General features: G+C 33.9%; 18 protein-coding genes. 17 read left to right on the top strand and 1 reads right to left on the bottom strand.

Going from position 1 to position 18,623, the window contains the following annotated elements; all coding sequences use genetic code 11:
* The first annotated feature begins 11 nt into the window (after nt 1-11).
* The 10 genes from lpdA to ACX6U0_RS10855 all read left to right on the top strand — a co-directional run bounded on the left by lpdA (nt 12) and on the right by ACX6U0_RS10855 (nt 12,192).
* Nucleotides 12-1,433 carry a dihydrolipoyl dehydrogenase gene (lpdA, locus tag ACX6U0_RS10810; RefSeq protein WP_464959937.1) on the top strand — a complete coding sequence of 474 codons (1,422 nt, stop codon included), beginning with the start codon at nt 12-14 and terminating at the stop codon, nt 1,431-1,433.
* A gap of 131 nt (nt 1,434-1,564) precedes the next feature.
* Entirely contained in the window at nt 1,565-2,572 is a 1,008-nt protein-coding gene (locus tag ACX6U0_RS10815) for a thiamine pyrophosphate-dependent dehydrogenase E1 component subunit alpha (RefSeq protein ID WP_464959938.1), read from the top strand.
* A 16-nt stretch (nt 2,573-2,588) separates the two neighbouring features.
* Nucleotides 2,589-3,572, top strand: a complete 984-nt coding sequence (locus ACX6U0_RS10820) for an alpha-ketoacid dehydrogenase subunit beta (RefSeq protein ID WP_087999003.1) — start codon at nt 2,589-2,591, stop codon at nt 3,570-3,572.
* A 31-nt stretch (nt 3,573-3,603) separates the two neighbouring features.
* Nucleotides 3,604-4,953 (top strand): dihydrolipoamide acetyltransferase family protein, encoded by a 1,350-nt coding sequence (locus tag ACX6U0_RS10825; protein WP_464959939.1) that lies wholly within the window; start codon nt 3,604-3,606, stop codon nt 4,951-4,953.
* 175 nt (nt 4,954-5,128) lie between these two features.
* Entirely contained in the window at nt 5,129-5,614 is a 486-nt protein-coding gene (locus tag ACX6U0_RS10830; RefSeq protein ID WP_464959940.1) for a GNAT family N-acetyltransferase, read from the top strand.
* Nucleotides 5,615-5,848: 234 nt separating this feature from the next.
* Nucleotides 5,849-7,096, top strand: a complete 1,248-nt coding sequence (locus tag ACX6U0_RS10835) for an MDR family MFS transporter (protein ID WP_464959941.1) — start codon at nt 5,849-5,851, stop codon at nt 7,094-7,096.
* 249 nt (nt 7,097-7,345) lie between these two features.
* Nucleotides 7,346-8,635, top strand: coding sequence for a methylmalonyl-CoA mutase family protein (locus ACX6U0_RS10840; protein ID WP_464959942.1), 1,290 nt, complete (start codon nt 7,346-7,348; stop codon nt 8,633-8,635).
* A complete protein-coding gene (gene scpA, locus ACX6U0_RS10845; protein ID WP_464959943.1) occupies nt 8,632-10,686 on the top strand; it encodes a methylmalonyl-CoA mutase in 2,055 nt (684 codons plus the stop codon). Before ACX6U0_RS10840 ends, scpA begins: the two co-directional genes overlap by 4 nt.
* A 1-nt stretch (nt 10,687) precedes the next feature.
* Nucleotides 10,688-11,677, top strand: coding sequence for a methylmalonyl Co-A mutase-associated GTPase MeaB (gene meaB / locus ACX6U0_RS10850; protein ID WP_464959944.1), 990 nt, complete (start codon nt 10,688-10,690; stop codon nt 11,675-11,677).
* Nucleotides 11,678-11,754: 77 nt separating this feature from the next.
* Nucleotides 11,755-12,192, top strand: coding sequence for a BrxA/BrxB family bacilliredoxin (locus ACX6U0_RS10855; RefSeq protein ID WP_087999010.1), 438 nt, complete (start codon nt 11,755-11,757; stop codon nt 12,190-12,192).
* Between the two features lie 58 nt (nt 12,193-12,250).
* Here the strand turns inward: ACX6U0_RS10855 and ACX6U0_RS10860 are convergent, their stop codons facing one another.
* Entirely contained in the window at nt 12,251-12,445 is a 195-nt protein-coding gene (locus ACX6U0_RS10860) for a hypothetical protein (protein ID WP_464959945.1), read from the bottom strand.
* 137 nt (nt 12,446-12,582) lie between these two features.
* On the opposite strand from ACX6U0_RS10860, the gene ACX6U0_RS10865 reads away from it, so the two are divergent.
* The 7 genes from ACX6U0_RS10865 (at nt 12,583) to ACX6U0_RS10895 (ending at nt 18,622) form a co-directional block, all read left to right on the top strand.
* Entirely contained in the window at nt 12,583-13,080 is a 498-nt protein-coding gene (locus ACX6U0_RS10865; protein ID WP_464959946.1) for an NUDIX hydrolase, read from the top strand.
* 448 nt (nt 13,081-13,528) lie between these two features.
* On the top strand, nt 13,529-14,287 hold the full coding sequence (locus tag ACX6U0_RS10870; RefSeq protein WP_464959947.1) for a transporter substrate-binding domain-containing protein: 759 nt from the start codon (nt 13,529-13,531) through the stop codon (nt 14,285-14,287).
* 42 nt (nt 14,288-14,329) lie between these two features.
* Nucleotides 14,330-15,670, top strand: coding sequence for an aspartate aminotransferase family protein (locus ACX6U0_RS10875; RefSeq protein WP_464959948.1), 1,341 nt, complete (start codon nt 14,330-14,332; stop codon nt 15,668-15,670).
* 72 nt (nt 15,671-15,742) lie between these two features.
* Entirely contained in the window at nt 15,743-16,402 is a 660-nt protein-coding gene (locus tag ACX6U0_RS10880) for an amino acid ABC transporter permease (RefSeq protein WP_464959949.1), read from the top strand.
* The gene (locus tag ACX6U0_RS10885) at nt 16,395-17,117 is read left to right on the top strand and encodes an amino acid ABC transporter ATP-binding protein (protein ID WP_464959950.1); all 723 of its coding nucleotides are present in this window, start codon (nt 16,395-16,397) and stop codon (nt 17,115-17,117) included. The genes ACX6U0_RS10880 and ACX6U0_RS10885 overlap by 8 nt, the downstream gene beginning before the upstream one ends.
* Nucleotides 17,118-17,344: 227 nt before the next feature.
* The gene (locus ACX6U0_RS10890) at nt 17,345-17,914 is read left to right on the top strand and encodes a dihydrofolate reductase family protein (RefSeq protein ID WP_464959951.1); all 570 of its coding nucleotides are present in this window, start codon (nt 17,345-17,347) and stop codon (nt 17,912-17,914) included.
* A 375-nt stretch (nt 17,915-18,289) separates the two neighbouring features.
* On the top strand, nt 18,290-18,622 hold the full coding sequence (locus ACX6U0_RS10895; RefSeq protein WP_464959952.1) for a DUF485 domain-containing protein: 333 nt from the start codon (nt 18,290-18,292) through the stop codon (nt 18,620-18,622).
* The last annotated feature ends 1 nt before the right edge of the window (nt 18,623 follow it).

The raw sequence follows: 18,623 nt of genomic DNA on the forward strand, positions 1-18,623 counted from the left end.
AGGAGAATATCATGGCAACGGAATATGATTTAGTCGTTCTCGGTGGCGGTACTGGTGGTTATGTAGCAGCTATTCGCGCCTCTCAATTAGGTTTAAAAGTAGCAGTAGTAGAAAAAAACAAATTAGGTGGAACTTGCTTACATGCTGGATGTATACCTAGTAAAGCGTTATTACGTAGCGCTGAAGTATTTTCGACAGCTAAAAAGAGCGAGGAGTTTGGAGTTGAAACTTCAGGTGTAACTTTAAACTTTAGTAAAGTACAACAACGTAAAGATAATATCGTTGACCAACTTCATAAAGGTGTAGAACACTTAATGAAGCAAGGGAAAATTGATGTGTATAGTGGTTTAGGTCGCATTTTAGGACCGTCAATCTTTTCACCAATGCCAGGAACAATTTCAGTTGAAATGAATGATGGTAGTGAAAATGAAATGTTAATTCCTAAAAATGTTTTGATTGCAACTGGATCAAGACCAAGATCATTACCAGGTTTAACAATCGATGGTGAATTTGTCATGTCATCTGATGAAGCTTTAAAAATGGAATCTTTACCAAAGTCAATTATCATTGTTGGTGGCGGAGTTATTGGCATTGAGTGGGCTTCTATGTTAGCTGATTTTGGAGTTGACGTTACAGTTATTGAATATAGTCCACGTGTTTTACCATTAGAAGACGATGAGATTTCAAAAGAAATGACAAGACTATTAAAGAAAAAAGGCATTAAACTTGTGACTGATGCAAAAGTATTAGCTGAATCATTAGTAATTGATAATGGCGTAACAATTTCTGCATTACACAAGGATAATGAAAAGTCATTTACAGCTGAAAAAATGTTAGTTTCTGTTGGCCGTCAAGCAAATGTTGAAGGTATTGGAATTGAGAATACTGACATCGTAATCGAAAATGGTTTTATTCAAACAAATGATTTCTATCAAACAAAAGAATCACATATTTACGCTATTGGAGATGTAATCGGTGGATTACAACTTGCACATGTTGCTTCAAGAGAAGGAACGATTGCAGTTGAGCATATGGTTGGTAAAAAACCACACAAATTGGATCCAACAATGGTAAGTAAATGCGTGTACAGTAATCCAGAAGTAGCTTCAGTTGGATTAACTGAACGTGAAGCAAAAGAACAAGGATTTGCAGTTAAAACTGGTAAATTCTCTTTCCGTGCAATCGGTAAAGCACTTGTTTACGGTGAGCATGATGGATTTGTTAAATTGGTCGTTGATGAGAATACAAATGACCTATTAGGCGTTCATATGATTGGACCTCATGTAACAGATATGATTTCTGAAGCAGGTTTAGCAAGAGTATTAGATGCAACACCTTGGGAAATATCTCATACAATTCACCCGCATCCTTCTTTATCAGAAGCAATCGGTGAAGCTGCACTTGCAGTAGAAGGTTTAGCAATTCACTCATAATTTAACTTTCAAATGTGAAATGTAGAATATCTAGTCTTCTGCATTTCACATTTTTAAACGAAGTATAAAAATTTTTCTTATTTTTTACAATCGCTTCCATTTGTGGAGCTAACAAAGCTAGGGGGATGTTTATGGAAAAGGTTACAGCTTCAAATCGTCATGATCAACTAGGTTTATCAAATGATGATGTGCTAAACATGTATGAAACAATGCTATTAGCGCGTCGTATTGATGAGCGTATGTGGTTATTAAATCGTGCTGGTAAAATACCGTTCGTTATTTCTTGTCAAGGCCAAGAGGCGGCTCAAGTTGGAGCAGCTTATGCTTTAGATAATACAAAGGACTATGTTCTTCCATATTACCGTGATATGGGTGTAGTTTTACAATTTGGTATGACTGCAAAAGAATTAATGTTATCAGGATTTGCGAAAGCAGAAGATCCAAACTCAGGTGGTCGTCAAATGCCTGGTCACTTTGGTCAAAAGAAAAATCGTATTGTGACAGGTTCATCACCAGTTACTACTCAAGTTCCACATGCTGTTGGCGTATCATTAGCTGCAAAAATGGAAGGTAAAGATATCGTATCTTGGGTTTCATTTGGTGAAGGTTCATCTAACCAAGGTGATTTCCATGAAGGAGCTAACTTTGCTGGTGTACATAAGTTACCAGTCATTTTCATGTGTGAAAATAATAAATATGCAATTTCAGTACCAATCGAGAAACAGCTAGCTTGTGAAAAGGTTTCTGATCGTGCAATTGGTTATGGTATGCCTGGATTTACTGTTGATGGAAATGATCCTTTAGAAGTATACCGCGTTACAAAAGAAGCAGCAGATCGTGCTCGTCGTGGTGAAGGACCAACATTAATTGAAGCAGTATCTTATCGTCTAACTGCTCACTCAAGTGATGATGATGATCGAATTTATCGTTCTCGTGAAGAAGTAGAAGAAGCAAAAAGTAAGGATTGCTTATATACATTTGCTGTTTATCTTCGTGAAGTTGGTGTTCTAACAGAAGAAATCGAAAAAGAGATGGATTCAAAAATTAGAGCTATTGTTGATGAAGCGACAGACTATGCAGAAAACGCTCCATATGCTGCAGCAGAGCACGCATTGAAGTATGTTTACGAAGAACAATAATAGGGGGTAGGACAATATGGCAGTAATTTCTTATATAGATGCAGTAACTTTAGCGTTAAAAGAGGAAATGGAACGCGATCCAAAGGTATTTGTATTAGGGGAAGACGTTGGATTAAAAGGTGGAGTATTCAAAGCGACTCACGGTCTGTATGATCAATTTGGTGAAGACCGCGTATTAGATACACCACTTGCTGAATCTGCAATTGCAGGTGTTGGTATAGGGGCAGCAATGTACGGCTTACGTCCAGTTGCAGAGATGCAATTTGCTGACTTCATTATGCCTGCAGTCAACCAAATTATTTCAGAAGCATCAAGAATTCGTTATCGTTCAAATAACGATTGGACTTGTCCAATCACAATCCGTGCACCATATGGTGGTGGAGTTCACGGTGCATTATATCATTCCCAATCAGTTGAAAAAGTATTTGCAGGTCAACCAGGATTAAAAATCGTTATGCCATCAACTCCTTATGATGTAAAAGGTTTATTAAAGGCTGCAATTCGTGATAATGATCCAGTTATCTTTTTTGAACATAAACGTGCATATCGCTTAATTAAAGGTGAAGTTCCTGAAACTGATTATGTTTTACCAATCGGTAAAGCAGATGTTAAACGTGAAGGTGATGATATCACAATCATTACTTACGGTTTATGTGTACATTTTGCTCTGCAAGCAGCTGAAAAACTTGCTCAAGATGGCATTTCAGTTCACGTTTTAGATTTAAGAACTATTTACCCATTAGATAAAGAATCAATTATCGAAGCTGCTTCTAAAACAGGTAAAGTTTTATTAGTAACTGAGGATAATAAAGAAGGAAGCATAATGAGTGAAGTTGCAGCAATCATTGCTGAGCATTGTTTATTTGACTTAGACGCACCAATCGCACGTCTTGCTGGTCCAGATGTACCTGCAATGCCATATTCACCTACAATGGAAAAATTCTTTATGGTAAATCCAGATAAAGTTGAAAAAGCAGCAAGAGAGCTTGCAGCATTTTAACCACACTGCTTTAAAAAGGGGGACATGACTTATGATCGAAAATATTAAAATGCCTCAATTAGGTGAAAGTGTTACGGAAGGTACAATAAGTACTTGGTTAGTAAAAGTAGGAGATCGTGTGAATAAATACGATCCATTAGCTGAAGTTATGACTGATAAAGTAAATGCTGAAGTACCATCTTCATTTACTGGTGTCATTAAAGAGTTAATCGCAGGTGAAGGTGAAACGTTAGCTGTTGGTGAAATCATTTGTACAATCGAAGTTGAAGGGGCAACAAGTGAAGTTGCTGCTACAACAGTTGAAGAAGTAAAAACAGCTGAAGCACCAGCATCAGTAGCAACACCAGTAGCTGCACCAGTAGCACAAACACCTGAGAAAGCACCAGTTAGGGAAATTGCTAAAACTGATGAGTCTGGAAAAGTTAGATTCTCTCCAGCAGTTCTTCGTTTAGCACAAGAAAACAATTTAGATTTATCATTAATCCCTGGTACAGGTACAAATGGTCGTGTAACACGTAAAGATGTTTTAAATGCAATTGCAAATGGAGTTCCAGCTGCACCTGCTGCACCATCTGTTCCAGTTGAAGCTGTTTCACAGCCGGCTATTCAACAAGCAACTTCTCCTTCAGTTGAAGTTGTAAAAACACCAGCTGCTCCATCAGTTCCAGTTACTTCTGCAGTAGGAGATATCGAAATTCCTGTTACAGGCGTACGAAAAGCAATTGCTGCTAATATGCTTCGTAGTAAGCATGAAGCACCACATGCATGGATGATGATCGAAGTTGATGTAACAAACTTAGTTAATTACCGTAATAGCTTGAAGGATTCATTTAAGCAAAAAGAAGGCTTCCCATTAACTTTCTTTGCATTCTTCGTAAAAGCAGTTGCACAAGCATTAAAAGAATATCCACAAATTAACTCAATGTGGGCTGGAGACAAAATCATTCAAAAGAAAGATATTAACTTATCGATCGCAGTTGCTACTGATGATGCATTATTTGTTCCAGTCATTAAAAATGCTGATGAAAAGACAATTAAAGGCATTGCTCGTGAAATTACTGAGCTTGCACAAAAAGTACGTACAGGTAAGTTAAAATCTGAAGAAATGCAAGGTGGTACGTTTACAGTAAATAATACTGGTTCATTTGGAAGTGTACAAAGTGCTGGTATTATTAATTATCCACAAGCAGCGATTCTTCAAATTGAAAGCATCGTAAAACGTCCTGCTGTTGTAAATGGCATGATTGGTGTTCGTGATATGGTTAATTTATGTTTATCACTAGATCACAGAGTGCTTGACGGATTTATCTGTGGTAAATTCTTAGGAAGAGTTAAAGAAATCCTAGAAAATACGACTAAAGAAAATACAAGCGTATATTAAGATAAGACCTTTCAGACTGTCTGAATCTCTTAGTTTTTGTACTTTGTCTAGAACTGAAACCTTACTTCGTCATTGAAGTAAGGTTTTTTTTATGTAATGACCATTGGTCTAAATAATAGAATAATTTGTATAATTATATTATTCTGAATTAATAGGTAGTAAGAGGAGTGATATGATGCTTGCTGTAAAAAATGGATTTTATATATCAACTAACAAAGAATATTTAGACAAAGATGTAATTCACCAATTTCTAGATCGTGATTCATATTGGGCAAATGATATTCCATATGAATTTGTTGAAAAATTTATAGAAGGATCATTTTGCTTTGGCATCTATTCTGGTGAGCCAAGTGATACCAATTCACGTCAAGTCGGGTTTGCTCGGGTCATATCTGATGGCGTAACATTTGCCTATTTAGCGGATGTGTTTGTACTTCCAGATTATCGAAACTTAGGTTTATCTAAGTGGTTAATGGATGAGATTATGAAATATGAGAAACTAACAACAGTGAGAGTATTTATGTTAGGGACAAAGGATGCCCATACTTTATACAATAAATATGGATTTGAAGTAATTGATAATAGTTCGAATCGATTTATGGGGATTTTTAAAGATGGTATGTATAGACAAATGAAGTTAAATGAAAGAAATAAATCATAAAAGTCTTCAGTATTTAGAAGTAACTTTGGTTAGCAAAGTGAAATGGATCGGATATCATACATAATGGCAACTAATTAATTTTTAATTGGTTGCTATTTTTTATTGGATATTTATTTCATGTCTTTATTTATATCGAAAAATAAAAATGACTAATTAGTCTAAAAAACTTGATAAAATGTAACATTTGTAAGATAATTTTAAAATATGTGACATCTTAGGAATGGGGGGAATAAGATGTTTAAAAATTTATCAGCGGTACATCCAGTGGCATGGAATATCGTTATAGGTACATTATTTGTACGATTTGCTAGTACGGTGAGTATGCCGTTTTTGGCGATATATTTAACTTCTGAAAAACATATTTCTCCAGCGATGGTTGGAATTATGCTTACAGTTTCAGCATTTTTAGGTGTGTTTTTTAGCTTCATCGGGGGATCTCTTTCAGATAGAATAGGTAGAAAGAAGATTCTTCTAAGTAGTATTTTTCTTTGGTCTCTGACCTTAATTGGATTTGGATTAGGTGATAGTTTTGGGTGGTTTTTTATCCTAAATTCAATTCTAAATATATGCTCATCTTTTTTTGAACCATCCTCAAGGGCATTACTTTCAGATTTAACAGACGAAAAATCAAAGCTTTTAGTATTTAATTTAAGATATGCTGCTATTAATGTGGGAGTTGCAGTTGGACCATTAGTAGGGTTATATCTAGGAAGCTCACATAGCACATTACCATTTGTTTTATCAGGTATAGTATATTTCTTCTATGGAATCACATTATTTTATATGCTATCGAAATATAAGATCGGTGAAAATCAAACTTCAGGTGGACAAAAGGTTTCTATGAAGGATTCATTATCGATTTTACGTAAAGATGTGATCTTTGCTTTTACCATACTGACAATTTGTGTTTACGGACTAGGTTATTCACAAAGTTTCTCTACAATGTCTCAATTCTTTGCGAATGCGCCTCAATTCCAAGATGGAATTAAACTTTATGCATACTTAACGACGATCAATGCTGTAACAGTCGTTGTATTACAATTTCCAATAGTAAGTCGAATGAAAAATTTACCACCAACTGTATCAATGATGATTGGTAATATCATCGTCAGTCTTTCAGTCGCTGGATTTGGTATATTTACGAATTTTTACCTTTTAGCAATTGTTATGATTGTTTTTACGGTTGGAGAAATATTTGCTTTTACCTTTACAGATGTGTTTGTAGATCAACTAGCGCCAGAAGAACTAAAAGGAACATACTTTGGTGCAATGGGCTTTTCTAAGTTTGGTTTCGTATTTGGTCCAGCGTTAGGGGGGAGTTTATTATCCTATTTTGGATATGAAAAAGGTGGATATGCATTTATTTTAATTAGTATTATTGCATTTTTTAGCTTCCCAATGATGTTATTTGTTAATAGACTCTTTCAAAAAAGAAAAAAAGTCGAATTACAACGTAGTTCGAAACTAACAGTTAATTCTTAAATTTCTTATGATTTGTAATGTAAAATAACTGAGAAACAGATAAACGTTTGTTTTTTTAAGGCGCGGTGCTTGATAAGGAGTGGGGTTACCTTTAGTGGTAACACCGTAAGCAGGTGCAAAAGTTCGTTTGATAGGCAGTCTGAAACCGCTATTCGTAGCGGTTTTTTTATTTCAATTTTATCCTTTCTAGTATGCTTTGGTCAGTACCTTCATACATATGGTAATAAACAATATACTGGAGGGACTAAAGTGGACAAACTCCTATTAAATATGAATCTATTCCAAGCTACAGCTACTGACTGGATCAAGTCAATTCCAATGGACTTAGAATGCTATGTGAAAGAGCTATATACCCAAATCACAATTAAGCCACTTTATGATGAGAATCGAAGTAATATATTATCTCTCATAAATGGAACGAAAAATGTTCAATTAATAGAAGAAAAAAATCATACACATAGTTTACTATCTACAAAGGAATTTCATCAAAAAGGTGCTAGCCTCATTCAAGAAATTGGTTATACATTAGCATTGTTATCGGATATTTTACATACTAAAGAAAAAGACGAAATAGACCAATTTATCAAGGAGCTACAGCTAGAGGTTTATATTGATACAGATTTTTTTGGTTCCATTTCAAAATTACAAGTTTTCCGTTTGTTATTGCCAATTATTTTAAAAGAGTTTGTCACTGAAGAGATTATGACAATTGACATACCGATAAAAGCTGTGACTTCGACGAGAACCATAACGAAAGAAGAACCACAATTAAATTTAATTAGAAAAACAGTGGAAGTGATTGCAGGGATGATTGGAGAAGCTAATTTCATAGAAATGATCCCTTATGAAAATACAGAGGATGCTAAGAGATGGTCAGAAAATATTTTTCATTTATTGAATTATGAAAGTAAATTAAAGGAATTCGGTAATATTGTTAAGGGTTGCTATTATTTGGAGGAATTGACACAAGAACTATCTGATTGTGCTTGGGATCTTTTTTTACAGATCGAAAGCAATGGTGGCTATAAAGAAAATATTGAAAACGGGGAACTAGAAAAAGAGATTGCGTCTGAACGAGACAAATCCATTGAAAAAATGATGTTAGGTGAAGTGAAGCTTGTTGGGTTAAATTCGTTCAGGAGACATGAACCAAATAACTTATATGGAAAAGATGAAGATGAATTAAATCAAGAATCAGAAATCTATTATTTTAGTAATTGGATTAAAAAGTGTCATCAACTTGCAAACACAAACTGGGATTGTTTAATTCTTGAAGGGGCAAGTGAACAGGAAGAAGAACTGATGAAAAATGTTCTTTATACGCTACATTCAATCGGATTAAAAAATAAAATGGATGCAGAGGTATTATTTATCACCGGTGATGAAAAGAAAGTGAATTTTTTCCAATTAATGAATCCGAAAAAGAGATTAGTAAAAATTGTAGAAGAAGTAAGTGAAGATGAAAAATATTCAATGTCTGAAATCACCCAATTACCAGAGTTAATTAATGAATTGATGAAGGTTGAGGTGCAAAAATGAGAAAGACCTTTGATAAGAAACCTATTTCCAAAGCGACGCCTAATCTACATTTAGATATGAAAATTCCAAAATCATATCCAGGTCAAATTCCATTTATAAGAGGGCCTTATCCATTGATGTATGTCACTCAACCTTGGACAATCAGACAATATGCGGGATTTTCAACTGCGAAAGAAAGTAATGCTTTTTATAAACAAAATTTAGCAAAAGGACAAAAAGGCTTGTCAGTTGCTTTTGATTTACCAACACACAGAGGTTATGATTCTGATCATGATCGAGTAGTTGGGGATGTCGGTAAGGCAGGAGTAGCTATTGACTCTGTAGAGGATATGAAAGTGCTGTTTGATGGCATTCCATTAAATGATATTTCTGTATCAATGACAATGAATGGTGCTGTACTACCAATATTAGCTTTTTATATTGTAGCCGCAAATGAGCAAGGAGTAGATACAGATAAACTCACTGGCACGATTCAAAATGACATACTAAAAGAATATATGGTAAGAAACACATATATATATGCTCCAAAAATGTCAATGAGGATAATCGGGGATATATTTTCCTATTGTTCAAAGAACATGCCGAAATTTAACCCAATAAGCATTTCGGGTTATCATATGCAAGAAGCTGGAGCATCAACTGAAATAGAGTTAGCTTATACAATCTTAAATGGAATAGAGTATGTTAAAACTGGATTAGAGTCGGGGTTAACTGTTGATGAGTTTGCTCCACGATTATCATTTTTCTGGGGAATTGGTATGGATTTTGTGACAGAAATTGCCAAATTAAGAGCAGGACGATTACTTTGGGCACAAATGATGTGCCAATTTAATCCGAAAAATAAAAAGAGTTATATGCTTAGAGCGCATTGTCAAACCTCTGGATGGAGTTTAACCAAACAAGATCCGATGAACAATATTGCTAGAACAACAATTGAAGCACTTGCTGCAGTATTCGGACAAACTCAATCATTACATACAAATGCCTTTGATGAAGCCATTGCGCTCCCGACACCAAATTCAGCTTCAATCGCAAGAAATACACAATTAATTTTACAGCATGAATGTGGGCTAACAAATGTTGTAGACCCATTTGGTGGCTCCATTAAAATAGAAGAATTAACATATGAATTAGTTCAAAAAGCATGGGTATATATGAAAGAAATAGAAGAGTTAGGCGGTATGGTACAAGCGATTGAAAAAGGTATTCCGAAAATGAGAATTGAAGAAGCTGCAATCGCAAAACAAGCGAAAATAGATAGTGGAGAAGATGTCATTATCGGGGTGAACCGATTTAGTATAGATGAGGAAGAAATTGAAGATGTACTGTCGGTTAATGCCAATGAAGTAAGAGAACAGCAACTAGATCAATTAAAACAACTGAAAGAAAACCGGAACACAAAAGATGTTCAATACTGGCTAGAAACATTAGAAAACTGTGTGAAAACTGGAGAAGGAAATTTACTTGAAATTGCTATTCAATGTGCTAAGGTTCGTGCAACGCTTGGAGAAATCTCTGCTTCGATTGAAAAATATGCACCAAGGCATATTGCGAAAGTAGAAACAGTGACAGGGGTGTACTCGTCCGTGCATAAAAATGAAGATGAAGTAAAGCGTATTCAAAATTTAGTAGCAGATTTTACAGAAAAAGAAGGGCGTCGTCCAAGGATTTTCATGGCAAAGATTGGTCAGGATGGTCACGATCGTGGGATTAAAGTAGTAGCTTCTGCCTATGCCGATTTTGGATTTGATGTGGATGTTGGTCCACTTTTCCAAACTCCTGCTGAGGTCGCAAAAGCAGCTGTCTTGTTTGACGTTCATTGTGTTGCAATGAGTTCTCTTGCTGGTGGGCACAAAGAATTATTGCCACTATTGAGAGATGAATTAAGAAAATTGGGAAGAGATGATATGACGATTTTTGTTGGAGGGGTTGTTCCAGAAAAGGATTATGATTTCTTATTAAATAACGGCGCAAGTGCTATATTTGGGCCAGGAACAGTATTAACCGAAGCTGCAGAAAAGATATTACTCTGTTTATCTAAAGAGGATTAATATGATGAATGCAAGGCGATTATCTATTCAAGAAACGATTAATCGGATTCTTTCTGGCGATCTGTCAACTCTAGCAAGAACGATTACGCTAGTTGAAAGTCAAAAGTATGAAGATAAGATGTTTGTAAATGAATTAATTGGCAAAATTTTACCTTATACCGGTAAGAGTTTTCGAATCGGTTTTACTGGAATTCCTGGGGCGGGTAAAAGTTCGTTTATTGAATATTTCGGCAAGGATTTATGTGAGTCTGGTAAAAAAGTAGCGGTTTTAGCAATAGATCCTAGTAGTCCTATTACAGGTGGCAGCATACTTGGAGACTCAACTCGTATGACGGAATTATTACATCACCCACATGCATTTATAAGACCTTCTGCATCGAACGGGACAATTGGAGGGGTTCATGCTAATACGTATGAAACGATACTTTTATGTGAAGCAGCTGGGTTTGATTATACCTTAATTGAAACAGTTGGAATTGGTCAAAGTGAAGGAAGCATTAGAGAGCATGTTGATTGTATGGTCTTATTAACATTAGCAAGAGGTGGGGATGATTTACAAGGCATTAAAAGAGGTATACTAGAACTTGTCGACTTTGTTATTGTGAATAAATGTGATGGGGAGTTAATTGAACTTTCGAAGTATACTGCCTCGTTAATGAAACAGACAATGAAACTTGTCTCATCACCAACCCCTAATTGGAAGCAGGTTGTTATGCCCACTTCAACGGAATCAGGTTTTGGAATGAACGAATTTTTAAGAAAAACGGATTTGTTTTTAGAATTAATGAAAACGAATCGTTATCATTCTGATCTAAGAGTACATCAAAATAGAAAATGGTTTCATCGCTCAGTAAAAGATCGCGTCATTCAATCATTTTTTAATCATGAACATGTCAAATCAAAACTAATGGAATGCGAACAAGAATTTATGAACAAAGGAATTGATATGAACGAGGCTGTTTTAAGGATCATTCGTTCGTTCAATGAATAAATATTCGAGTTCAAAAGCTTGAATAATGAGACGTTCAATTGGTAAGATGAAGAAAAGTATATAAGGGGTAGATAAATATGAATATGAATTTTAATTTTTTTATGAATGATGTTGTTCATACTGCGCGTCAAGAAATTTCAGCAGCTGGTTATACTGAATTAAAGACTCCAGAGGAAGTGGATGAAGCACTTGCTAAGAAGGGTACAACTTTAGTGATGGTAAACTCAGTATGTGGTTGTGCTGGAGGGATTGCACGTCCTGCTGCTTCACATGCGGTTCACTATGATGCTAGACCTGATCAACTTGTTACGGTATTTGCAGGGCAAGATAAAGAAGCGACAGCAAAAGCTCGTGAATATTTCACAGGTAAAGCGCCATCATCACCATCATTTGCTTTGTTAAAAGATGGTGAACTAGTAGCAATGGTTGAACGTCATGAAATTGAAGGGCATGATCCAATGCAAGTCATTCAAAAACTTCAAAACTATTTTGACCAATATTGCGAACAAATCTAATAAAAAGAAAAGTACAAAATGCTTAGCATTTTGTACTTTTTTATGTATCTTAGATTTTTTAATTGAAAAAATTGTAAATCATGTAAAAAATAAGAAAAAATGATATGATTCCAATCGAACAAGTAACGATTAAAAGCATAAGTGCATCAATATGAACTGATTCATCATGTTCAGCTCGAAATGCAAAGGAGCCTATTCTGTGTTTGCGTAATTTTCGATATTGATTTAAATCAATTACATTTGATTGGTCCACTTATACCCCTCCAATTCATTTATATAAATAAATTTTAAAATATTCTAAATAATTAGTAAAGTTAATTTAGCTGACAAATTAATAGCAAATTATGCCATAATAATTGGAAAAAAATCAAACTAATCACTGAAAGGCTCGTGTCAATCTTGAAATATACATTATGTTTTATACAACGCAAATCGGAATTATTAATGTTGAATAGAATCAAAGCTCCAACAATGGGAATCTGGAATGGGGTTGGAGGGAAAATCGAAAAAAATGAAACGATAGAAGAATCGGTACAAAGGGAAATATTAGAAGAAACTGGATTGTTCATAGAATTAGATCAAATTACAAATAAAGGAATCGTCACGTGGCAGGAAAAAGAACATGTTTTTGGTGGGATGTATATATTCAAAGCGGATGTGTCTGAGGACCTTCATTACAATACACCAATAAAAACAGATGAAGGTATATTGGATTGGAAGCTGATAGATTGGGTAATAGACAAGCAAAATGAAGGCGTAGGGGAATGTATTCCATATTTTCTTCCTATACTATTAAATGAAGATAAAATGTATCATCATGCTTTTTATTATGAAGATTCTAGAGTAGTAGATGTCGTTGTTAAAGAACAAATTAGTATGATGAAATAATTTATGAATTGAATATTATACACAATTTAAAGTAAGTGCCATTTAAAAAATGGTGCTTTTTTTGTGTATATTAATGAAAACGCTTTATTTATAGGGTTTTTCTTGAATAATATTGATTCTCACTAAGCTTTTGCAATATTTGTCGAAAAAAAGTTACCAAATAAAAATAAGCGAGTTATATCATGGTTATTCAGTCTTTTTGTATAAATATCTAAAAACGTTGAATGGGAAGTAAAAATATTTTTATATAATTTCGTTGGTATATAAGTATTTATAGAATAATTTTGTCGAAAAATATAAAATTGTGTTTGCATAATTATTAGTATGTGTTAAAATTCATTTTATAAAATAATTATTCATCGAAAAAAACTAGTTGTTTAATCTAAATTTAATCATGATAATAAAGATTAGTAGTTAGAATTTTTCAAAAATTAAGGGGGAAACATTAATGAAAAAATTAATCGGAGTCTTATCTGCAACAGTATTATCAATCGGAATGTTATCAGCATGTAATAGTAAATCTGATGACAAAACATTAATTTTGGGAACAAGTGCTGACTACAAGCCATATGAATTTATCGATACAAAAAATGATAAAATCATAGGTTTTGACATTGATTTAGCAAATGCATTAGGTAAAAAAACTGGTTATGAAATTAAAGTGAAAGACCTTGACTTTACTTCATTAATTACAGCAATGAATGCTGATAAAGTTGACTTCATTATGGCTGGAATGAAAGAAACGCCAGAACGTGCAAAAAACGCAGACTTTACAGATTCATATTTTATTGATCAAAATCAGGTTGTTGTAAAAAAAGATTCAAATATTAGTAAATTAGAAGATTTAAAAGGAAAGACTGTTGGGGTACAAGCAGGCTCAATCCAAGAAACGAAAGCAATTGAAGTTTCAAAAACTGCAGGATTCAAAGTAGAGAACCGTAACAGAATTCCAGAATTAGTTGAAGAATTAAAAGCAGGTCGTTTTGACGCAGTAATTATTGAACAAACAGTTGCAAAAGGCTATTTAGATAAACTTGATACGATCGAAGGTTTACTAATTGAAGATTTCTTTGAGCAATCTGGTTCAGCAGTTGCATTTCCAAAGGATTCTAAACTTACAGCTAAATTTGATAAAGCATTAGCAGAATTAAAAGAAGATGGAACAGTAGATAAATTAATTAAAAAATGGTTTGGGGATCTTAAATAAACGTCTTAAAAAGGATTCGTTTAGATCAGGAGGAATGATTTGATGGAGAAAGATTGGAGTCACTTACTTGAAAAAATGCCTTTACGCTTAGCGCCAAGTATGGCGAAAGATCACCCAAATTTACCAGTTGTTAAAGAAGAAGGTTGTTACTACTACGGTGTAGATGGAAAGCAATATTTAGATTTTACTTCTGGTATTGCAACAACAAATGTTGGACACCGTCATCCAAAAGTTGTACAGGCTATTAAAGATGGAGCTGATTCACTAGCACATGGACCATCAGGTGTTATTATCTATGAATCTATTTTAAAATTAGCTGATGAATTGGCAGACATACTACCAGGAGACTTAGATACATTCTTCTTTGGTAATAGTGGTACGGAAGCAATTGAGGGTGCCATTAAATTAGCAAAACACGCGACGAAGCGCCCATATGTCGTTTCATTTATTGGATGTTTTCACGGTCGTTCAATGGGGGCGTTAAGCGTTACGACTTCAAAAAGTAAATATCGTAAATTTCTAAATCCTTCTGGTTCATACCAAATTCCATATGCAAATGTTTCTGAATGTCCTGAAGGAATGGATGAAGAATTATTTGTTGTAGATCGATTAGAAAAAGATTTTAAAAGACTATTTAATCATCAAGTAACACCAGAAGAAGTTGCAGCTGTTATTGTAGAACCTGTATTAGGAGAAGGTGGATATGTAGTTCCTCCTAAAGCATGGTTGAAAAAGATTCGTGAAATCTGTGATCGACATAATATTTTATTAATATTCGATGAAGTACAAACTGGATTTGGTCGTACAGGTAACTGGTTTGCAGCTCATACATTTGATGTAACACCTGATATTATGGCAATTGCTAAAGGGATTGCAAACGGGATCCCGTTAAGTGCGACTGTTGCATCTAATGAATTAATGAAGAAGTGGCCACTCGGTAGTCACGGGACAACTTTTGGTGGTAATCCGATTGCCTGCTCGGCTGCACTAGCTGTACTTGAAATTATTAAAGAAGAAAATTTATTAGAAAATACAAAAGAGGTTGGAGCTTATGCTGTTGAGAAATTGCATGAGTTAAAGAAGAAGCACCCAGTCATTGGAGATATTCGTTCAATTGGTTTAATGATCGGGATTGAAATCATCAATCCATCAACAAAAGAACCGAATGGGGATGGCTTATTTAAAATTCTTGATATCGCTTTAGAAAAAGGAGTTTTATTCTATTTCTGTGGAAATAACAGTGAAGTAATTAGAATGATCCCACCTTTAACAGTAACAAAAAGTCAAATCGATGATGGGCTAAATATCCTAGATGAAGCTTTAACTGAATATGAGCAATCAATTGGCTATGAATTATTTGAAACAAAAGGCATTGGTTTCTAAAAACCAGTGCTTTTTATCTAAATTAACAAACATGCCCACTTTTAAAGTCGAATAAATAAAGGAGTACAGTATATGAACTTAGATTTTACTCAAATCGTTCCATCGATCCCATATATATTAGCCGGTTTAAAATTAACATTACTAGTTGTTGTTTGTTCAATTTTATTAGGTTTAGTTTTAGCAATTTTACTTGCACTAATGAAAATTAGTCGTTCTAAATGGTTAGTATTAATAGCTGATTTTTATACATCGATCTTCCGTGGGACGCCGATGGTTCTGCAATTAATGATTATCTATTTTGGTCTTCCACAAATAATTGGTTTTGAAATTGAACAATTTCCAGCAGCAGTATTAGCCTTTGGTTTAAACTCTGGGGCATATGTCTCAGAAGTAATCCGTGCTGGGATCCAAGCAGTTGATAAAGGTCAACAAGAAGCAGCTTCAGCTCTTGGAATTCCATATCGTAAAATGATGGCAAAAATCATTTTACCTCAGGCATTTAAAAATATTTTACCAGCACTTATGAATGAATTTATAACGTTAACGAAAGAATCAGCAATGGTAACAGTAATTGGTGCTTCCGATTTAATGCGTAGAGCTTATTTAGTTGGTGGAGAATCGTTTTCTTATATGGAACCATTAATTTTCGTAGCAGGGGTATACTATGTTTTAATTATGCTACTATCACTCCTAGGTAAAGCAATTGAAAGGAGATTACGTACTAATGATTAAAATAAATGATTTATATAAAAGCTTTGGAAATGTAAATGTATTAAAAGGTATTACTACAACGATTGAAGAAGGGTCAGTTGTGGCTGTAATTGGACCTTCGGGTTCAGGTAAATCTACATTTTTAAGATGTATGAATTTATTAGAAACACCTACATCTGGTCAAATCTGGATGGATAATGTTGACATTACAAATTCTAAAAATAATATTATGAAAATTAGAGAAGAGGTAGGAATGGTATTTCAACATTTTCACCTTTTCCCACATATGACTGTTTTAGAAAATATTACGTATGCACCAATCAATGTTAAAGGGATTAGTAAGAGTAAAGCTGAAGAAAAAGCAAAAGAATTACTAGTAAAGGTTGGTTTACTTGAGAAAGCGGGAGTTTATCCACCGAAATTATCTGGTGGACAAAAACAACGTGTAGCCATTGCTAGAGCACTTGCAATGGAACCGAAAGTCATGCTGTTTGATGAACCAACATCAGCTTTAGACCCTGAAATGGTTAAAGAAGTTCTAGAAGTAATGAAATCATTAGCCCATACTGGTATGACAATGGTGATCGTTACACATGAAATGGGATTTGCAAAAGAAGTTGCTGACAGAATTCTTTTCTTGGATGAAGGGAAATTAGTGGAAGATGCAACACCAATTGAACTATTTTCAAAACCAAAAACAGATCGTGCAAAGCTGTTTTTAGAAAAAATATTATAAGTTTAAGAGAAAATATCTGTTGAGGTAACTAATTAACATGTTAATTGGTTGCCTTTTTTTATTAAATTTATTATTTTTCAAACTAAAATAACTGTATAATAGCATTTGGTATAAAAGACTTTAATAAAGTTCGCATTTACATAGTGAATATTAGTCAATTTCATTAATCAATAATGAAATATTACAATAGTAGTAGAAGAAGATCTAATGAAAAAGGAGTTTTACTTATGTCAGAAAACGTAAAACAGAGAAGAATCATTTTAGATTTAGCAGTTACGTTAGATGGTTTTATTGAAGGGAAAAATGGTGAAGTTGATTGGTGCATTATGGACCCAGAAATGGGATTTACAAATTTCTTGAATCAAATAGATACGATACTATATGGAAGAAAAAGCTACGAATTATGGGGACAATATACGCCAAATACGACGGACTCTGATACAGAAAAAGAAATGTGGAATTTGGTTCATAGTAAGGAAAAGTATGTGTTTTCCAAATCACAAAAAGAAGATCATCAAGCAATATTTATTCACGAAAATATTGCTGAAGAAATAAGTAAATTGAAGAATAAACCTGGTAAAGACATTTGGCTATATGGTGGCGCAAGTCTCATTACAACTTTTATCAATTTAGATCTAGTAAATGAATTTAGATTATCTGTTCACCCTGTTATTTTGGGAGAAGGAAAACCAATGTTTATCGATATAAACAAAAGGGTAAATTTAAAATTGGTGAATACGCGAACGTTCTCTTCAGGCGTTGTGCAGCTAATCTATCATTTGGATGGGAATGAATAAATAAATCTATTCGAACGATATTAATATTACAAATAGTAGTGGTCTATAAATAGGGAAGCCTAAAAGGTTTCTCTTTTATTTAGTTTTTTATTCAACTAATACATAGATAGTATTGCTCAAAAGATTTCGATTCATTTCATTGAAGAATATATAATTTTAGTAGCTATTTCTAACGATTTCTATATTTTTAGAGAAATTTCATATTTTTTGTCATACGAAAACATTTTATTAATCTCTAACAAATGAAATACAATAAAAATAAGTTTCTGAATATTCTATCGTTTTATTGGAACTTTCTATCGTTCTTCTTATTCTTTTTTGGACTTGTTTTTGTACTCATATTCAAGAAACAAAAAATTGAAGGGAGATATGTAAATGGAAATCGAAAAAAATAATGTGAAAACTGTAAACGTTTACTCGGAAGTAGCGAAATCACCAGAGTTTAAACAATTATTAAAAGCGAAAAGAAAATTTATTTTACCAATGTCTATTTTCTTTTTATGCTTTTATATCGCTTTACCATTAATGACGTCTTATTCTAAAGTACTGAATACGAAAGCGATTGGTGATATTACTTGGGCTTGGATTTTTGCCTTCGCACAATTCATTATGACATGGGGATTATGTATGATCTATCATAAAAAGGCAAAATCATTCGATGAAATGTCTGAAGGTATTGTTAAGAAGTTAAATAAAGGAGGAGAGTAAT

Source organism: Gottfriedia sp. ABJ_BB2_2 (genome assembly GCF_055484705.1).